The sequence below is a fragment of the Paenibacillus azoreducens genome (genome assembly GCF_021654775.1).
Lineage (GTDB): Bacteria > Bacillota > Bacilli > Paenibacillales > Paenibacillaceae > Paenibacillus_AQ > Paenibacillus_AQ azoreducens.
Genome location: NZ_AP025343.1, coordinates 5,814,353 through 5,830,634, shown reverse-complemented (window position 1 = coordinate 5,830,634; position 16,282 = coordinate 5,814,353). Strand labels below are relative to the sequence as shown.

22 protein-coding genes are annotated in these 16,282 nt (G+C 42.0%); 16 read left to right on the top strand and 6 right to left on the bottom strand.

The annotated features are described in order from the left end of the window. The first annotated feature begins 10 nt into the window (after positions 1–10). The 14 genes from L6442_RS25820 (at position 11) to L6442_RS25755 (ending at position 8,799) form a co-directional block, all read left to right on the top strand. A complete protein-coding gene (locus L6442_RS25820; protein WP_232030304.1) occupies positions 11–598 on the top strand; it encodes a hypothetical protein in 588 nt (195 codons plus the stop codon). A 222-nt stretch (positions 599–820) separates the two neighbouring features. Beyond that, positions 821–1,006, top strand: a complete 186-nt coding sequence (locus L6442_RS25815) for a hypothetical protein (protein ID WP_237100087.1) — start codon at positions 821–823, stop codon at positions 1,004–1,006. 17 nt (positions 1,007–1,023) lie between these two features. Beyond that, complete coding sequence (locus L6442_RS25810) at positions 1,024–1,911, top strand: DNA/RNA non-specific endonuclease (protein ID WP_212977188.1); 888 nt, start codon at positions 1,024–1,026, stop codon at positions 1,909–1,911. Positions 1,912–1,925: 14 nt separating this feature from the next. Next, on the top strand, positions 1,926–2,414 hold the full coding sequence (locus L6442_RS25805; protein ID WP_212977187.1) for an immunity protein YezG family protein: 489 nt from the start codon (positions 1,926–1,928) through the stop codon (positions 2,412–2,414). Positions 2,415–2,760: 346 nt separating this feature from the next. Beyond that, positions 2,761–3,300, top strand: a complete 540-nt coding sequence (locus L6442_RS25800) for a hypothetical protein (RefSeq protein ID WP_212977063.1) — start codon at positions 2,761–2,763, stop codon at positions 3,298–3,300. A gap of 22 nt (positions 3,301–3,322) precedes the next feature. Beyond that, positions 3,323–3,910 (top strand): pentapeptide repeat-containing protein, encoded by a 588-nt coding sequence (locus tag L6442_RS25795; RefSeq protein ID WP_212977062.1) that lies wholly within the window; start codon positions 3,323–3,325, stop codon positions 3,908–3,910. 293 nt (positions 3,911–4,203) lie between these two features. Continuing rightward, positions 4,204–4,683, top strand: coding sequence for a hypothetical protein (locus tag L6442_RS25790; protein WP_212977061.1), 480 nt, complete (start codon positions 4,204–4,206; stop codon positions 4,681–4,683). Further along, positions 4,664–4,852, top strand: coding sequence for a CdiA C-terminal domain-containing protein (locus tag L6442_RS25785; RefSeq protein WP_212977060.1), 189 nt, complete (start codon positions 4,664–4,666; stop codon positions 4,850–4,852). The genes L6442_RS25790 and L6442_RS25785 overlap by 20 nt, the downstream gene beginning before the upstream one ends. 17 nt (positions 4,853–4,869) lie before the next feature. After that, on the top strand, positions 4,870–5,364 hold the full coding sequence (locus tag L6442_RS25780) for a SitI3 family protein (RefSeq protein WP_212977059.1): 495 nt from the start codon (positions 4,870–4,872) through the stop codon (positions 5,362–5,364). A 156-nt stretch (positions 5,365–5,520) separates the two neighbouring features. After that, positions 5,521–6,570: a CdiA C-terminal domain-containing protein gene (locus tag L6442_RS25775; RefSeq protein ID WP_212977058.1), complete on the top strand. Its 1,050-nt coding sequence runs from the start codon at positions 5,521–5,523 to the stop codon at positions 6,568–6,570. 15 nt (positions 6,571–6,585) lie between these two features. Beyond that, positions 6,586–6,825 carry a hypothetical protein gene (locus L6442_RS25770; protein WP_212977057.1) on the top strand — a complete coding sequence of 80 codons (240 nt, stop codon included), beginning with the start codon at positions 6,586–6,588 and terminating at the stop codon, positions 6,823–6,825. Between the two features lie 371 nt (positions 6,826–7,196). Beyond that, entirely contained in the window at positions 7,197–7,619 is a 423-nt protein-coding gene (locus L6442_RS25765) for an immunity protein YezG family protein (RefSeq protein ID WP_212977056.1), read from the top strand. Positions 7,620–7,958: 339 nt separating this feature from the next. Continuing rightward, positions 7,959–8,297 (top strand): hypothetical protein, encoded by a 339-nt coding sequence (locus tag L6442_RS25760; RefSeq protein WP_194229888.1) that lies wholly within the window; start codon positions 7,959–7,961, stop codon positions 8,295–8,297. A 157-nt stretch (positions 8,298–8,454) separates the two neighbouring features. Next, a complete protein-coding gene (locus L6442_RS25755; RefSeq protein WP_212977055.1) occupies positions 8,455–8,799 on the top strand; it encodes a DUF6572 domain-containing protein in 345 nt (114 codons plus the stop codon). Positions 8,800–8,865: 66 nt separating this feature from the next. Here L6442_RS25755 and L6442_RS25750 read toward each other — a convergent pair whose 3' ends face one another. Both L6442_RS25750 and nfi read right to left on the bottom strand, forming a co-directional pair. Further along, positions 8,866–9,141 (bottom strand): DivIVA domain-containing protein, encoded by a 276-nt coding sequence (locus L6442_RS25750; RefSeq protein WP_212977054.1) that lies wholly within the window; start codon positions 9,139–9,141, stop codon positions 8,866–8,868. 106 nt (positions 9,142–9,247) lie between these two features. After that, positions 9,248–9,928 carry a deoxyribonuclease V gene (nfi, locus tag L6442_RS25745; protein ID WP_212977053.1) on the bottom strand — a complete coding sequence of 227 codons (681 nt, stop codon included), beginning with the start codon at positions 9,926–9,928 and terminating at the stop codon, positions 9,248–9,250. Between the two features lie 542 nt (positions 9,929–10,470). Here nfi and L6442_RS25740 point away from each other — a divergent pair. Beyond that, complete coding sequence (locus L6442_RS25740; RefSeq protein ID WP_237100086.1) at positions 10,471–12,018, top strand: leucyl aminopeptidase; 1,548 nt, start codon at positions 10,471–10,473, stop codon at positions 12,016–12,018. Between the two features lie 122 nt (positions 12,019–12,140). Here the strand turns inward: L6442_RS25740 and L6442_RS25735 are convergent, their stop codons facing one another. From L6442_RS25735 to L6442_RS25725, 3 genes are read right to left on the bottom strand one after another with little or no spacing between them, the layout of a single operon-like run. Continuing rightward, complete coding sequence (locus L6442_RS25735) at positions 12,141–12,338, bottom strand: FeoB-associated Cys-rich membrane protein (RefSeq protein WP_212977052.1); 198 nt, start codon at positions 12,336–12,338, stop codon at positions 12,141–12,143. A gap of 37 nt (positions 12,339–12,375) precedes the next feature. After that, a complete protein-coding gene (gene feoB, locus L6442_RS25730) occupies positions 12,376–14,385 on the bottom strand; it encodes a ferrous iron transport protein B (protein WP_212977051.1) in 2,010 nt (669 codons plus the stop codon). Further along, complete coding sequence (locus L6442_RS25725; RefSeq protein WP_212977050.1) at positions 14,382–14,624, bottom strand: FeoA family protein; 243 nt, start codon at positions 14,622–14,624, stop codon at positions 14,382–14,384. The genes feoB and L6442_RS25725 overlap by 4 nt, the downstream gene beginning before the upstream one ends. A gap of 214 nt (positions 14,625–14,838) precedes the next feature. Between L6442_RS25725 and L6442_RS25720 the strand changes: the two genes are divergently transcribed. Continuing rightward, positions 14,839–15,798 carry an aldolase catalytic domain-containing protein gene (locus tag L6442_RS25720; RefSeq protein ID WP_194229881.1) on the top strand — a complete coding sequence of 320 codons (960 nt, stop codon included), beginning with the start codon at positions 14,839–14,841 and terminating at the stop codon, positions 15,796–15,798. 230 nt (positions 15,799–16,028) lie between these two features. Here L6442_RS25720 and L6442_RS25715 read toward each other — a convergent pair whose 3' ends face one another. Next, positions 16,029–16,265, bottom strand: a complete 237-nt coding sequence (locus L6442_RS25715; RefSeq protein ID WP_212977049.1) for an HD family phosphohydrolase — start codon at positions 16,263–16,265, stop codon at positions 16,029–16,031. Positions 16,266–16,282: the final 17 nt, after the last annotated feature.

Below are 16,282 nucleotides of genomic sequence, written 5' to 3'. Positions count from 1 at the left end.
GAGAGTGTTTATGGATAACGAGTTGCGAGACGGATCCTCAATTCCATCTGATAGGATTAAGTTGTTACAGATTATTAAAAATGAAAAGCTTAGCAAGTTAATAAGATTTAGCTGGTGGGAAAGCGAAGAATCAATGGAACAATGTGAGATTGCACAAGATGAAGTGTTCTCTCTAACTGCTGGACCTCTACTGCTATATTTTGAATCAGGGTTAGTAATTGGAGCAGCTAGTGACCCTTCAAGAAATTCGGTTATTTTATGGGTTGAAAAAGATGATACCGGGTATATTAAAGACGAATCTATTGAAAATGACACTGATTTATATCCAATTGATGCTGAGGATAAAATATATAGTAGTCCTTATTGGGGTCAAATAGTAGGGCAGAATATAAAAGAAATAAATATAATAAAGCGCGATCCCCAAAATGCTCTGTTTGAAGAATTACCAAATGAAGTTGGTCTAGAGATAGTAATGGAAAATGATATGAAATTTATATTGTCCCATGGATTACACGATGATTCAGACGATTTCTCTGTATTAACAACTTCACAATTAGAAGTAGATTTAATAGCGAGCCTAAAGTGGTTCGCCTGCTAATAATTTTTGTTTGTATTACGCGGTTTGGTGAGTCTGTTAATCATTTTGTGTAAACTTGGTTTACAATCCCAACAACAAGATCGTACAATACAACCAACAAACCAAACACTAAATAATTCAAACACTTGATAAAATGATAAACTTTCAAAGCTCTTTCCAACTTGAACCATGAGTAGGAATGAGCTTTTTTTGTATGCCTAAAATCAAAGGAGGACGAAACGAATGGCAAAACATGAACAGGTAGTGGCAGAAGAGCTGAAGAATCAGCAACTAGCACAGGATGCGGAAAAAGAAGTGAGGTCAATTGCCCAGGCTCGGGCAGCATACGAACAGCTTATGGATGAAATTCGTGGGTACTGTCAGCAGGCAAAGGAATTACGTGAACAGGCGGCAGAGTTGCAGCAGTAGATGCCGCATTGACTGTTATGACGGATGGAGCGGCGCTGGCGAGCAAGGGTCGAAATCTGGGAACGGGATTTAAAAATTTCATCAAAGACCCGAAAAAAAGCGTTATGGGCTTCCTAAAACCCGGGGGAAAGAAAGGGATACTTGGGAAGAGCGGTGCCGTAGGGGATGGACGATTCAAAACGAGAGGTTCCCTATTAGAAAAAACGATCGATTCTCTTGATACAGCAGCCAAAAAGATGAACCGATCCATGATGGAGAAAGCGCCCTTTCATGTCTTGATTAAACAAACAACCAATGGAATAAATTCACTAGAAATCGTTAAGAATGAGAAATCGAGGTTCTTCTCCAAGGGCGGGGAGGGATCTAGCGGGAAGAAGGGAAAGAGCGAGGGGATTTCTACCCCACCAGTTTATGTAAAGGTAAACTATGGAGACCATTTTACAAAGAAAGGTAGAAAAAAGGCTTTAAAACCGAATGTGGAATACACATCACCAGATGGTTATACTTATCGTACGGATAGTCAAGGGCGTATTATCGAATGTGAAGGATCGCTTCAACTTGGTGCAGCAGACAGAAGTGAATACGCACAGAGGACAGTTGGAGGGAAGGACAGATTACCTGATGACGACGGTGGACATTTAATAGGAGCACAGTTTAAAGGGCCGAAGGATATTGATAATCTTGTTCCACAAAATAGCCAAATTAACCGTTCTGGTGGTGAATGGTTCAATATGGAAACGGTATGGGCAAATGCTTTGAAAGAAGTACCTCCGAAAAAAGTTTCTGTAAAAATTGAACCTGTATATTCTGGAAATTCAATGAGACCAGATTCTTTTGAAGTAATCTATCAGATAGAGGGAAAAAGGCCGGTCCAGAAAACAATTAAAAATCAAGCCGGAGGTTGATTTCGTTGAGTAATATGGAAAAAGAAATGAATCAAATATATAGGAAAATCGCTGAAACAGTTAATGAAATGATTCTGGAAGAATGGCAAACATTTTATTTTTATGCCCAAATTTCTGAAACAGGGGGAGGAACTTACTTCTTCTATAATACACCTGATGATGAGCAAAACTTTAAATATAGTTTAGAAATTCCTTTTAACTATAATGTTGATAAAGAGCAGTATAAGATGAAGAGTAGGATTCTATTCGAATTGAGTGATAAACTAAGAAGGATTTTTATTGAGCACGAGCAAGAGCTTTGGTATTCCTTTACTTTATCTCTTGATAGAAATGGAAAGTTCAAGATACACTATGATTATACAAATTGGTTTGATACCAAATATAGCTTTGATGATCAGTTACTTTTTTGGGAGTATAAATATTTGGGGAATGTACCAGAGGATAAAGAAAGCAGGGAATTAATAAACAGGTATCTAGAAGAGTTTCCTGATAATCCAGTATAAATTAGTAGTAGATACGTGGGAATATGAAGCTGAGATACCCAGAGCAGGAAGAAACAGCTTCAGAGAAGCCACTTAGATTGTTCACACCATCTTGGACACCGCGATTTCGGAGATCATTGAGTAAGTTGAGCCAGAACTTGCTGGAATTCGTTTTCTCTTAAACAACGCTTAATAAACTTTCAAAGGCTTATTCCAACTTGAACCATAAGTTTGGAGTGAGCATTTTTTGCTTGTCCGAATTTAAAGAAGGAGGAAGAAAAATGAAAAGGGAAGAGTAAAACTGGATTTGGTTTAAGCCAATCAAAAATTGTTGGGTATGGTGAATCAGATTTAAGTAGAATGGTAATTGATTATAGAATTAAAAATGGTGTTCAAGGTACAAGGAATATTGCAGTGGTGGAAAGAAGGGAAAGAGCGAGGGGACGCCAAAATTAGAGAAACTGCTCCGGATTACTATAAAGAATTGATAGACAAGTATGGAGATAAGGGAAGATACTACGCTAGGTCTCCAGAAGAGTATGAGAGTTTGGCAAAAGATCCAGCAAAAAACTTTAAAATAAACGAAAAATCAAAAATTGAGAGACTAGCAGGCTTAGAGTTAGAGGCGAGAGGGGACCTACCTGGTCCTATAGTTAGAGATACCAATCCAGCAGGTGCAGAATTTATTGATGCAACAGGTGTAAAGTGGGACGTTAAAGGATGGTATTCAAAATTTGCACCAAAGGGTTATACTCTGGAAAAGGCAATTGCTGATATAGAAGAATCTCTTTCAAAAGGTGAGAATGTTATCATCGATTCATCAAAAATGTTCCCAGAACATATAGACGAAGTACGCGAAGCAGTAAAAGAATTAGGTTTAAGTGATAAATTGCTGTGGTGGCCATAAAGTATGCGAAAGGAAGTATTACATGGATGATAGTATGTTTTTAAAACATCATAAATGGGCAGAATCGGATGGTAATGTTGGAGAGAAATTAGAAATTGTGAAAGAAGAATTAAAACAACTGAATCTTACAGGGATGAATCTGAGTTGTTCAGAGATTGTAGAGTCAAATATGAGCAATTCGTTTTTGACAAATAATGATATGAGTGATTGCTATTTTTTAAGTACATCATTCGAAAGAACGATTTTTTCGGAATGCATACTGAGTAAAACAGTATTTGATTACGCATCCCTAAAACATTCAAATATAAGAAATTGTGTAGGTATAAAAGCGTCTTTTGATGATACAGACCTTAGCTTTGCTAATATATCTAGATCTGACTTGAGGCGAGCATCATTTCGAAGAGCAAATTTAAGCTACGCAAAGTTTTCTAATGTTGATTTAACAAACGCTCTACTTGATGGGGCACTTCTCTATGGAACTAGTTTTGAAGAAATAAACGGGATTGATGAAGTGTCTGCCAAACATATTTTTGTTGGAACTGAAGAGAAACCAATAAGGTTGGACGGTGATGATATTAAAAAGTGGTTAATGGAGCAGATGAGAGGATAATATCTTCATTAGTGAAATACAATTTATTAGATTCCTTGCGCAAGAAACAAGATAAATAGGGTTTGTCAAGAATTTTGTGTAAGCCCATTTACAATCCCAACAACAAGACCGTACAATACAACCAACAAACCAAACACTAAATAATTCAAACACTTGATAAACTTTCAAAAGCTCTTTCCCACTTGAACTAATGAGTAGGAATGAGCTTTTTTTGGAGGAGATTAATATGGAGACAAGGAGACAATGGAGTTTTAACAGAATAACTTTGAGCAGCCAAAAAGATGAACCGATCCATGATGGAGAAAGCGCCCTTTCATATCTTGATTAAACAAACGACCAACGGAATAAATTCACTAGAAATCGTTAAGAATGAGAAATCGAGGTTCTTTTCCAAGGGCGGAGAGGGTTCTAGCGGGAAGAAGAGTAAGGGTGAGGGGAAGGGAAATGATAATACTACTCCAAGCCAAGCAGAAGGTGGAGGACATTGGGGTAGTCCAGGACAGGTAACCAAACCAGTAAATACTCCAGATCCAAATGCTCAGCCACGAGGGTACAAAACTACAATAAGAGAAAATATGGACGAAGAGACTAAACGTTCATTGTCCAGAGAGAATGAAGCAGCTGAGATTCTATCTAAAAATGGTTATGATGTTGAACAAAATCCAAAAATTTCAGACACTAGTAAAGATCCTGACTATTTAATCAATGATACTATATTTGATTGTTATTCACCTAAAGGTGAGACAAGTCCACGTGGATCGCTTCACAACTAGAAAAGAAGAAAATAAAAAAGGCCAAACAAGAAGAATTGTGCTTAATCTTAGAGACTGGAATGGGGATGTAAATGAATTGAAAAAACAATTTATTGAGTGGCCTATAGAGAATTTAGATGAAGTCATTGTAGTAACTAAGGATAAAAAGGTAATTCATTTAATTCCCTGAAAAGGAGGCTCATAGGAATGGCTCTAGAATACTCATTTATGTTAGAAGAAATACAACTATCCAGCAATAATATCATTATTGAATTGGAAAAATTGGGAGTAACACTAGACATAAATAAAATAGAAAAAATATCAAAGGGGATTCAGATAACAGAAACTTATGACACGCTTGGTTTTTCATTGGCGCTAATGGACACCTCTGATTCTTACTTTGGTTATGAATCCGAGTACTTCATGAATGAATTTAAAGATCAACAAGATTTAAGTTTTAGACTAAACAAGTTTTTTGACTGGGAAAAAGCAATAGTTAACATGTTAACTATTGTTTTTGAAATCATAGATAAGGTTTACTCTAATTGTATTTTTGAATTTAATGGTGATACGGTTTACTTAGTAAAGAAGAATGAAGTGATCTATTTGAATAATAACACTGGATTTTGGGATAATGAGAACTTCAAAGAATTTATCAAGCATAGAAAATGCGTGTTATTAAAACCTAATGAAATAATTTAGAAGGTTGTCACTAAATTTCTCATTAAGACTTGTTTACAAATCCAAGAAGATAGAAGAAGCAACATTAAAAACTTAACAAATTTGTATTTTAGAAATTTGAATTTTACTAACTTTCTTTCGGAAACAACAAATGAGGGTGAAGATGTAAAACAAGCATTGAAATCGGCCAAGGAAGGCATAGTCGATCCAGTAGTGACAAGCTTTAAGGCGCCCTCAACGAGTCTCCTTACAACGACAAAAGAAGAAAACTATAATATGGGTTATGCAACGGGTCAAACGGATGTTTTAGTTGTAGATGCAGCATTGACTGTTATGACGGATGGAGCGGCGCTGGCGAGCAAAGCTCGAAATCTGGGAACGGGATTTAAAAATTTCATCAAAGACCCGAAAAAAAGCGTTATGGGCTTCCTAAAACCCGGAGGAAAGAAAGGGATACTTGGGAAGAGCGGTGCCGTAGGGGATGGACGATTCAAAACGAGAGGTTCCCTGTTAGAAAAAACAATCGATTCTCTTGATACAGCAGCCAAAAAGATGAACCGATCCGTGATGGAGAAAGCGCCCTTTCATATCCTGATTAAACAAACAACCAATGGAATAAATTCACTAGAAATCGTTAAGAATGAGAAATCGAGGTTCTTTTCCAAGGGCGGAGAGGGTTCTAGCGGGAAGAAGGGAAAGAGCGAGGGGACGGGTAAAGATGTTACAGCAAGCATTGCTCAAAGACAAAAAGAAATTATAAAGTCTTTTGATCATTTGAGTGAATTTGAAAAAAATACTTTGATGCAAAGAGCACGTGAAGGAGTTATTAGTCCTGAAAAATGGACAGGAAATATATCAGGTGTAAAGGAATTTAAGAACGCTGATGAATTTGCGATTGCTGATAAATGGCTCCAAGAAGGCAAAAATGTAGAAAAGTTAGCTGATGTTAAAGGATCGGATGGAAACCTAATTCCAGGGGCTGACTTTAATGTAGATGGAATGATCATTGAAGCAAAGACAGCTAATAGTAAAAATATGAATACCACATTTAAAAAAGCTATAGAGGCAATCAATAGACAGGGAGAAAATGTTGTAATAGATGGTAGAAAAATTGGATACACAGTTGAAGATGCAAAACAGATTATAGAGATAATCAATAGAAAGACAGGAGGGAAAGGAAATGTAGAGATTTGGATAAATGACGGATCTGTTATTAAAAATAAATAAAAGGGGATAGAATAAATGGCTTCTTTTCAATGCAAATGTGGGTGTGTACTTTCAAATAGCCAAGCACCCGATGATGTAACTATTTGGGCTTATACGGATCGTGAGTGGGATGAAATTACAGCTGATATTACAGATATTATAGATTTACCTAACCCAAGAAACAGTGTATGGCGTTGTCCTAATTGTGAAACCATCTATGTTTTTGATGAACAAAACAAATTGAAAAAAAGATATATACTTGATCCGGAATTGTGATGAACAAATTACTTAGTTCATCACCTGTTGATTAACCCCACCTAGTGCCGAATGAGTCGGGCGACTGATTTCAAGTAGACTTAACCCATGTAACACCCGTATAAAGATTTCGTCCATTTTATTTGTATGCACATCAATGCTTTAATTTTATACCCTAATTTACGCAATCACCGTTAACGTCGAACAGGTCGATTATGGTCAGATACCACCGTGATTGATCTGTTTTTTGTTCAACTCCACGTGAATGATGAGGAGGAATTAGCTGTTAGGGAATAGTTACTATAATAATACAAAATAAACCAGGAGGTTAGTATGCTGGAACAGCAGATGAATGATTTATATTTAGAGAGATCGCAGAAACAATAAATGAATTGATACCAGAAGACTGGGAAGATTTTTATTTTAATGGTGAGGTGGAAAATGGAGAAGGAGGGGTTTTCTTTTTCTTCAAGCCAAAAAATAAGAATGAGTATGTTTATTGTCGAGATATTTTAAAGAAATACAATATTAATTCAGATATATATAAGAAATCGATGAGAAAGTTGTTAAAAGACGCCAATGATCTAAAGAATATATTTTTAGAGAATGGACAAGATCCTTGGTTCTCAATAACCATGAAACTTACATCTGAAGGAAAATTAAATATAGAATATGATTATACAAAATGGGAAGAATCAAGTTTTGGACCTTCAGACAGGCTGGAGTATTGGGAAAGCAAGTACATTAATGTTATTCCACAAGATGAAAGCGATAGAATTAAAATTGATAGAATGAAGGAATTTGAAAATAAGTAGGGCATTAATGATATTAATGCACGACCACATGGGGTAAAGAATTCTTCGGGGGGAGAATACCTCAAAGTAATCCAAGCGTTGATGATTTTGAATTAAAAATTAATCATAATAATGAAAGTTACTATTTACCTCATCCCAAGGGTGGATTCCGGAATTCGCTAAGAACAAAGGTTATTCAAGAGGCATTAAAACAACAAGAATCAGCTATAGCTGCTGGATATAAGGTGGAATGGCTAGTTTCTGATAAGAAGTCTGTAGAGAAATTGGCAAATTTGTGCGAATCAGAAAATATTGTGATTAATACCAAATTTTTGCTGGTATAAAGGATAGGTGTTGTAAATGAAAATTATAAAAGAAGATGAATTGAAGAATTTTATTACTGATGAAGAACGACGCGAATTCTACAATGTGAATATCGATGATACTCGTTTGAACGAGTTGTTAGCATACTATACGTTTTTCAAAAGTAACGCTGGGTCAGTCTCACTTGATAAGCAAAGCACATATTACAGTATGTACTTTTGGTTTGTGCAGTTTAAAGAGCGGTATTTTGAAGTGTATGGACATGATGAAGGGATTGAGCAAGAAGCATTTAAACTATTAAAGGAGATAGACTATCAACTTGAAGAAGGCGTAGATTGGGGTCTAATTGAAAAAATCGAACTCAAAGCTATTTAATTGGTACAGCATAATTCACAACTAGTGGTTTAAACTCCACCAACAAGAGCGTACAATACAACCAATAATCCAAACATTTGAAAACTTGGGAACTACTCGAAAAAACTTCAATGGATTGTTCAAACTATTTCGATGAAAAATAGAGGGGGGAATTGGAGTGTCGATATTAGAAAAAAATAAAGTGGATGGTATAGGAAAAAGTAAAACTGAAAATAAAATAGCTTTAATGATTGTAGACCATTTAGACTGGGAAAATGAACTCCAACACTTAACATTATTGCAAGACAAAATTAATGCATACATATATTTTATTGAGAGCGGGCAAATCTTTAGTGTTTATCCGGATACTAAATCAGTAGAGGGCTTTATATTCGATGTAAAATTTAAGTATAAACCAACTGAAAATTGCAAAAAGTTATTAGGGGTTTTTAGTAAGAGCACACAAGATTTACAAATTGAATTTAAAGTAAATGAACCTGATGGGGTTATATACGAGGTGTAAGGTATATAAAAAAACGTCATCCGTCACAGTTATGCGAACGAATGGCGTTCTTATCTAACCCGGACATCAGCCCCTTGGCATACCCCAACAGTGAATCTCCAGATTGCGAACTCTTTCTTCAAGATTTGATTGGTCTGAATGAGCTGCTTTTTTCAGCCTTTTAATTTCGTTTTCGAGATCCTGTATGATCTTGGCGTAAGCTGTATAATCCTTCACAATAATATCCAAAAATTCATTAACCTCATCCTTGTTATAACCGTTAAAAGTACTCGAAAAATCCTTATTATGAATATCCCAACTCGTTAACATGACTTGTTTATCGCTGGAACGTTGATCTTGCAATATTTTCACGCCTTTCTTTTATGTATATTGATTTTAATAGAAGCATGGAGATCATGGTTAAATCACTATAGTTTGTTACGAGTTAGGCAAGCGATAGGATTCATTTTTAACAGTCCCGCCCAGCCAACGCCATCTTCACAAGATGATCCGCTTGGCGCGTTGTTTCCGGCAGACGGTAGCGCGGAGAGAGTTTGAGGACCCATTCACGAGCAGTTGCCAATGAAATGCGATGTCCGACCGAGACAAAAATCGGTTTAATCCCCTCCTGAGTTCTAAGCACGCTCCCGATCTCCTCGCCATGATCGATTAACGGAGCATAAGCTCCCCGTTTCAGATCCGGTTCCTCAAAATCCCCTATGAGCTTCGTTTTACCGCATCCAATCGTAGGAATATCCAGAAGAACGCCCAAATGGCTGGCCAATCCAAACCGTCTGGGATGAGCGACGCCTTGTCCATCGCAAACGACGAGTTGGGGAGTGATTTGTAATTTCTCAAAAGCCTTGATCACCGGTGGAAGCTCCCTAAATGAAAATAATCCCGGAATGTAAGGGAATTGCTCGGTACCTTCAACGGTTACGGATTCGATAAGCTCCAGTGAATCTGATTTCAAAATGACGACCGCCGCGACAAGTTTGCCGCTGTGTTTGCTGTATGCCACATCGACGCCGGCCACATAATGAACCGGGATTTCACAATCTTCGTGAATCACCCGCAGAGCTAATTCCTGCTGCAATTGGATGGCTTCCTGTTCGCTTATATTCCATGGATGATTTAATAGAGCTTTCATTTGGGATTCCTCCATTTTATTTTCTGTTTCGAATGGAACTATAAATCTGATTTGGAAAAATAAATAGGTAAAATACCAATAATATATATTTAGTAGTAATGAAATAGAATACCAGAAGTCCCCAAAAATTTCTACCCAGTGAAGTGATTACATTGAATAAATGGTCAATCCAAGAACCTACCTGCATTACAACAGAAAGGAAAGAGTGTAATTGGTGGCTCTAACGGACATAGCTCCGCTAAATCTCTAACGGACACAGCTGCCGCTAAAGGTGGCAATTTCGGCCATTCTGATTTTTAACGGACACAGCTGCCGCTATTTTAATGAAAACGCCCCTTTTAGTGGTCTTTTGCAGCAAATAAGTGCTGTGGTGACCGTTAGAATTTGGAAATCGCTGTTTTTTATGAATTAGCGTCCATGGTGTCCGTTAAGTGTGGCTAATTTCAAGGCGAAAAAACCTGTTCAAGGAGTTGCATTGGACAAATGTGGAATAATATATATGATTATCGTCCGAAAACTTCATGACAAAGGAAAGATAGCCGATGAATGGACATTCCAATTCCGAATATATGCAGGTTGCAATCCAGTGGAGAGAAGAGACGGGCGCAGCAGAATATGATGTTGACGCGTTTATCGTATTGGTATCGCCGCAGGGCGTTCAGGATGGGAGTATGCGTCAGACTTGGAATTCGATGCTGCTGCCGTTGATGGAAAGCCACTTGTTTCAAGCTGCGCCGTTTCAGACCTATGCTGTGCCGCTGCCGGGCCGGGGAGAATACCGGACGGTTATTTTCGTGGGAGCAGGCGAGCGTCCATTAAGCTCGGAGGAGCTGCGGATTGCGGCAGCACAGGCGGCCCGAACGGCCTTGAAAATGAGAGTCAAAAAGCTGGCTTGGGAGCTGAGTTCGCCGCTGCTCGCTTTTTCTGCAGAGCAAAATGCACAAGTTGCCGCCCAGGCGTTAACGGAAGGTTTGATTTTGGGATCTTATCGTCCCAAGCAATATAAAAAGCAGGTTTCATCCTACCAGGGAATCGAACAATTGATCTTTCTCCGCAGCGGAAAGGTTGGGGCTGCCGAATTAAGCGACTGGGAAGAAGGCATCCGGCGGGGCCGGGCCTATGCCGAATCGACTTGCCTGGCCAGGGATCTGACCAATTTGCCGGGAAATTTGCTGGTGCCCCAAGACTTGGCTGAGGCGGCGCTGAAGGTGGCTGGGCAGCATGGCTTCGAAGCGTCCGTGCTGGATGAAAAAGAGCTGAAGCAGCTTGGTCTGGGAGGGCTGATCGCCGTTGGTCAGGGAAGCGTACACCCGCCGCGATTGATTATGGTCAAATATCAGGGCAAGCCGGAATGGGATGATGTCATCGGACTTGTGGGCAAAGGCATCACCTTCGACACGGGAGGCATTTCCCTCAAGCGTCGGATCGGGATGGAGGAAATGATCAGCGATATGGGCGGAGCTGCCGCTGTCCTTGGAGTGATGAATGCACTCGGATCGCTAAAGCCTGCCGTCAACGTCGTGATGATCATTCCAGCGGCGGAAAATATGCCCGGAGGCGATGCCTATAAACCGGGGGACATCATCCGAAGCTTCAGCGGGCGGACGATCGAAGTATTAAACACCGATGCAGAAGGCAGAGTGGTGCTGGCGGATGCCATGACTTATGCAAGGCAGCAGGGGGCCGTAAAGCTGATCGACGTTGCTACGCTTACCGGGGCGGTATTGTCGGCTCTGGGGGATGTCGCCACCGGGGCGGTATCCAATGATGATGCGATGCTGGAGGAGTTCATTTTGGCTTCGAAGCGTTCCGGCGAAAAGGTGTGGCCGCTGCCGGCCTATAAAGAATTTTGGGATATGATCAAAAGCGATGTGGCCGACATCAAAAACAGCACGGGTCCCCGGGGTGCAACCATTACGGCCGGTTTGTTTATCGGGACCTTCGCGGAAGGGCTGCCCTGGATTCACCTGGATATTGCGGGAACAGCTTTTCTCGCCAAGGAGCGGGGCGTCAATCCGAAAGGAGCTACGGGGGTCATGGTCCGTACAATTACAGAATGGATTCTTGCGCAGCAAGGAACAGCGGGATAACGGGGATATTGGGGAAAACAGGGATGACGTAAAAAAGGGATACGCACGGAAAAACGGGCAGCTTCGTGATTTCACAAATGAAATCCGGACCGCCCGTTTGTTTTGAAAGGTTTTGGCTTGTTCTAATGTTGGAGCTTGGTGTTTCGGCTTTCTGTCCGGCTGGCCTGGTTCGGAGCTGTTTCTGACATGGAGCAGGCAGCTTGACAGGTTTTATTCAAGGCGCAGGAGGCGCAAGCACCTTTTTTGCTCTTTTTCACATGTCGGTAAAGCGTCCAGGCCGCATAGGCGAAAATGGCGCCGACAATCAGAATATCGATCATGGTTGTATCCCCCGTTTCTGTTAGTCCAGGTCCGCTCTTAAGCCAGGCCCAATAAACGTCCGCCCTGATAAATAATTAGGGAAATCAGGTAAGCCAGCGCCACGGCGTAACCGACCGAAAATGCTGTCCAGCGCCAGGAGGAAGTTTCCTTGCGGATGACGCCCACCGTGGCCAGACATGGCGTATACAGCAGAACAAAAGCCATAAAGCTGTATGCCTGCAGCCCCGTAAAGCTGTGCGCAATTTGTCCTTGCAGGCCTTCCATGTTAGGAACGTGATAAATGATGTTCATAGTCGAAACAACGATTTCCTTTGCCAAAAAGCCGGTCAGCAGCGAAGAACCCGACTGCCAGGTTCCAAAGCCAAGCGGTGCCAGCAGCGGAGCCATGAGACCGCCGATTTTGGCCAGGAAACTGTCATCCATGTCTACGCCGAATCCTCCGGGTCCGCTGTAAGAGAGAAACCAGATCAATACGGAACCGCCAAGAATGAGCGTACCGGCTTTGCGGAGGAATCCTTTGCCCTTTTCCCAGGTTCCCCGGATCAGGGTGCGTCCTTGCGGCAGACGGTAAGGCGGAAGCTCGACGATAAACACCGAGGATTCGTTTTTCAGCAAATAGGTTGAAAACAGCTTGCAGAGTAGAAGCGCCATAACGATGCCCAGTACATACATGGACAGGATGATCAGCGCTTGATGGCTCTCGAAAAATACGCCCGCGAACAGCGCATATACCGGGAGCCTTGCTGAACACGACATGAGCGGAATCAGCAGGGTTGTCAGCAGCCGGTCCTTCGGCTGTTCAATGCTGCGTGCGGACATGACGGCAGGCACATTGCAGCCGAATCCGATAATAAAAGGAATGAATGCTTTTCCGTTCAATCCGACAGCTTCCATGAGACTGTCCATCAGCAAACTGACGCGTGCCATATACCCCGAATCCTCAATAAAGGAAATGATGAGGAACAGGACAAAAATTTGCGGGATAAACACAAGCACGCCGCCGACGCCCGCCACAATGCCGTCCACGATCAAAGCATGGGTGAAGGAGGAAGCTCCCGCTAAGTCCAGCGCTTTATTGATCCCGTCGCTGACCGGTCCCGATATCAAGCCATCCAGTAGATCCGAAAGGGGCGTGCCGATCCAGTCGAACGTAACCTTAAAAAGCAAAAACATGAACGCAAGGAAAATAGGTAAACCCAGAAAACGGTGGGTTAAAATAGCATCCATACGTTCGGTTAGGCTATGCGGCTTTTGGGAAGAGCGGTCTACGGCGGCTGAGCATATCTGCTCGATAAATTCGTTCCGGACGGAACGGATCCATTCAGGAAGAGCAGAGGAAAGTCCGGCCTGTCTCAGCTGTGCCTCGCAGTTGCTGCTGATTCTATTGACGGCATCCATATCGATCTTGGAGGCCAACTCTTCAACAATGACCGGATTTTGCGCAAGCAGTTGAAGCGCCACCCAGCGGTGATCCGGCAGTCCGGATACGGAAGCGATCAGCTTCCCTGTTTCCTCAATCGCAGCTTCCGCGATCCCGTAATCCAGCTTGATCTGGCTTGGGGATATTTCCGGAATCTTAGGCAGCATTCCCAAGATTTCCGAGCTGCCTTTGCCCGTCCTGGCCACAAGCGGCACGACAGGAATCCCGAGCAGCATTTGCAGCTTCTCGGGATCGACACGGATGCCCCGGGCTTTCGCCACATCCATCATGTTGAGACCGAGCATCATCGGCCGCCCGTATTCAAGCAGTTGGACGCTCAGCGCAAGATTGCGCTCCAATTGGGAAGCATCCACGATGTTGATCAGGGCGGAAGGTGTTTCATCCATTAAATAACTCGCTGCGACGCCCTCATCCCGGGATAGGGGATGGAGAGAATAGATGCCGGGCAAGTCAACCAGTTGGCCGCCGCCATTCTTCAAGTCCCCGACTTTTTTCTCTACGGTCACCCCGGCCCAGTTGCCGACATACTCGTAAGAGGTTGTTAGTGTATTAAAAAGAGATGTTTTACCTGTATTCGGGTTGCCGACCAGAGCGAAGGAGCTCATTGGAGGGACACCTCGATTTCACGCGCTTCCTTCTGCCGGATTCCGAGCAATTGTCCGTTGCATTCCAGTGTAATCGGACCGCCGAAAGGTCCGCGCTGCTTCATCGAGACAATGGAGCCTTCATGAACGCCCAAATCATACAGGCGTTGCCGGAGAATCGGATTCATTTCTTTGATTGCATATATGGAACCCGAGCTGCCGGGTTGTAAATCAATAAGGGATGTTGGTTCGTTCATCATGAATGCCTCCAGAGAGTGATAATCAATCTCAATAAGTTCTTTACGTAAAATATAGCACGAGATAGGGAGACCTTCAATATAAAAACTTGTAAAAGAACAAGCATTATTTGTTAAATGTGCCCGGTTTGCGAATATGCACATATTCATCTTTACTTTTTCCCCGCCATTCAAGTATGATATAATAATAAATTTTAAGTGGAAGGAGAAGTTTTTGTTGAAGACCAACCCTTGCAAGATTGTGGACTGCACCATTCGTGATGGTGGACTGGTAAATAATTGGGACTTTAGCGTTGAATTTGTACAGGATCTATATGCCGGACTGAATGAGGCTGGCGTTGATTATATGGAAATCGGCTACAAAAACTCTCCGAAACTGCTGAAGGGGGCCGATCAGGCCGGACCATGGCGTTTTCTGAACGATGATTTCCTGCGTCAAGTGATTCCTCAAAAGGGTAAAACCAAGTTATCCGCTCTGGTTGATATCGGCCGGGTTGACGTGGACGACATTTTGCCGCGTTCCGAGAGCATGCTTGATCTGATCCGGGTAGCCTGCTATATCAAGGATGTGGATAAGGCGCTTGAACTGATTCAGGTCTTCCATGACCGCGGATACGAGACAACCCTGAACATTATGGCCTTGTCCAACGTGATGGAAAATGAGCTTCTCGAAGCTTTTGAAATGATAAAGGACAGCGTGGTGGACGTTGTTTATATTGTTGATTCTTACGGAAGTCTGGATCACAAGGATGTTGAATATTTGGTAGAAAAATTTAAAACCAATCTTCCTAATAAACGTCTTGGGGTGCATACGCACAACAACATGCAGCTGGCGTTCTCCAATACGTTGACGGCGGCTGAGCATGGCGTAGAGCTGCTGGATGCTTCCGTGTACGGCATGGGACGCGCCGCAGGGAACTGCCCGACGGAACTGCTTGTGACGCATTTGAAAAATACCCATTACACGCTGCGTCCGGTGCTTGACATTATCGAACGTTATATGATCCCTCTCCGTGAAAAAGTAGAGTGGGGGTACCTGATTCCTTACATGATCACGGGGACGCTCGATGAACATCCGCGTTCGGCCATGGCGCAGCGCGTTTCGAAGGATAAGGATAAATACGTGGATTTCTATGACAAACTGACGACGCCTGAAGTGAACTTCGATACCAAATAAAGGCGGAGGCCCGCCATATTATTTCATTTTTTGGGGCAATGAGGTTTTTTGGGCAATGCCGTTTTATATGAATCAAAAAGCTTGGCTGCAGTTGCTGCGGCCAAGCTTTTTTTAATATTTAATATAAGAAAGTATAAGCTGCGAATATATTCGCAGCTTATACTTCTCGCAGAATCGCTTACCGTCCTTGAAAAGGAGCCGTAGGCGTTTCTTCTTGGGATGAGGCAAAATCACTTGATCGGGACATATTCCCGTTCTCCGGTTTCTTTATTGTAATAGACCTGATACTTGATCCCGTCACGTGGATCCACGAATATTTCGGAAGTCGGGGTGAATTTTCCGCTCAGCAGATCATGGTGGCTTGCTTCCTCGCTTTTCCTTCGGTACCGTCGGTCGAAGAATCGCCAGCTGAGCCAAAGCAGCAGGAGGAATATAGCGAGCTGGGATCCGTAAATAAGGATAATCATCACAACTGCGCCCATAG

Bases quoted from the DNA above. Each gene is read 5' to 3' on its own strand.
- L6442_RS25760 (WP_194229888.1), top strand. From the start codon at position 7,959: ATGAAAATTATAAAAGAAGATGAATTGAAGAATTTTATTACTGATGAA.
- L6442_RS25735 (WP_212977052.1), bottom strand. From the start codon at position 12,338: ATGATCGATATTCTGATTGTCGGCGCCATTTTCGCCTATGCGGCCTGG.
- L6442_RS25810 (WP_212977188.1), top strand. From the start codon at position 1,024: ATGACGGATGGAGCGGCGCTGGCGAGCAAGGGTCGAAATCTGGGAACG.
- L6442_RS25820 (WP_232030304.1), top strand. From the start codon at position 11: ATGGATAACGAGTTGCGAGACGGATCCTCAATTCCATCTGATAGGATT.
- L6442_RS25790 (WP_212977061.1), top strand. From the start codon at position 4,204: ATGATGGAGAAAGCGCCCTTTCATATCTTGATTAAACAAACGACCAAC.
- L6442_RS25770 (WP_212977057.1), top strand. From the start codon at position 6,586: ATGGCTTCTTTTCAATGCAAATGTGGGTGTGTACTTTCAAATAGCCAA.
- L6442_RS25780 (WP_212977059.1), top strand. From the start codon at position 4,870: ATGGCTCTAGAATACTCATTTATGTTAGAAGAAATACAACTATCCAGC.
- L6442_RS25740 (WP_237100086.1), top strand. From the start codon at position 10,471: ATGAATGGACATTCCAATTCCGAATATATGCAGGTTGCAATCCAGTGG.
- L6442_RS25795 (WP_212977062.1), top strand. From the start codon at position 3,323: ATGGATGATAGTATGTTTTTAAAACATCATAAATGGGCAGAATCGGAT.
- feoB (WP_212977051.1), bottom strand. From the start codon at position 14,385: ATGAGCTCCTTCGCTCTGGTCGGCAACCCGAATACAGGTAAAACATCT.
- L6442_RS25715 (WP_212977049.1), bottom strand. From the start codon at position 16,265: ATGATTATCCTTATTTACGGATCCCAGCTCGCTATATTCCTCCTGCTG.
- L6442_RS25725 (WP_212977050.1), bottom strand. From the start codon at position 14,624: ATGATGAACGAACCAACATCCCTTATTGATTTACAACCCGGCAGCTCG.
- L6442_RS25805 (WP_212977187.1), top strand. From the start codon at position 1,926: ATGGAAAAAGAAATGAATCAAATATATAGGAAAATCGCTGAAACAGTT.
- L6442_RS25815 (WP_237100087.1), top strand. From the start codon at position 821: ATGGCAAAACATGAACAGGTAGTGGCAGAAGAGCTGAAGAATCAGCAA.
- nfi (WP_212977053.1), bottom strand. From the start codon at position 9,928: ATGAAAGCTCTATTAAATCATCCATGGAATATAAGCGAACAGGAAGCC.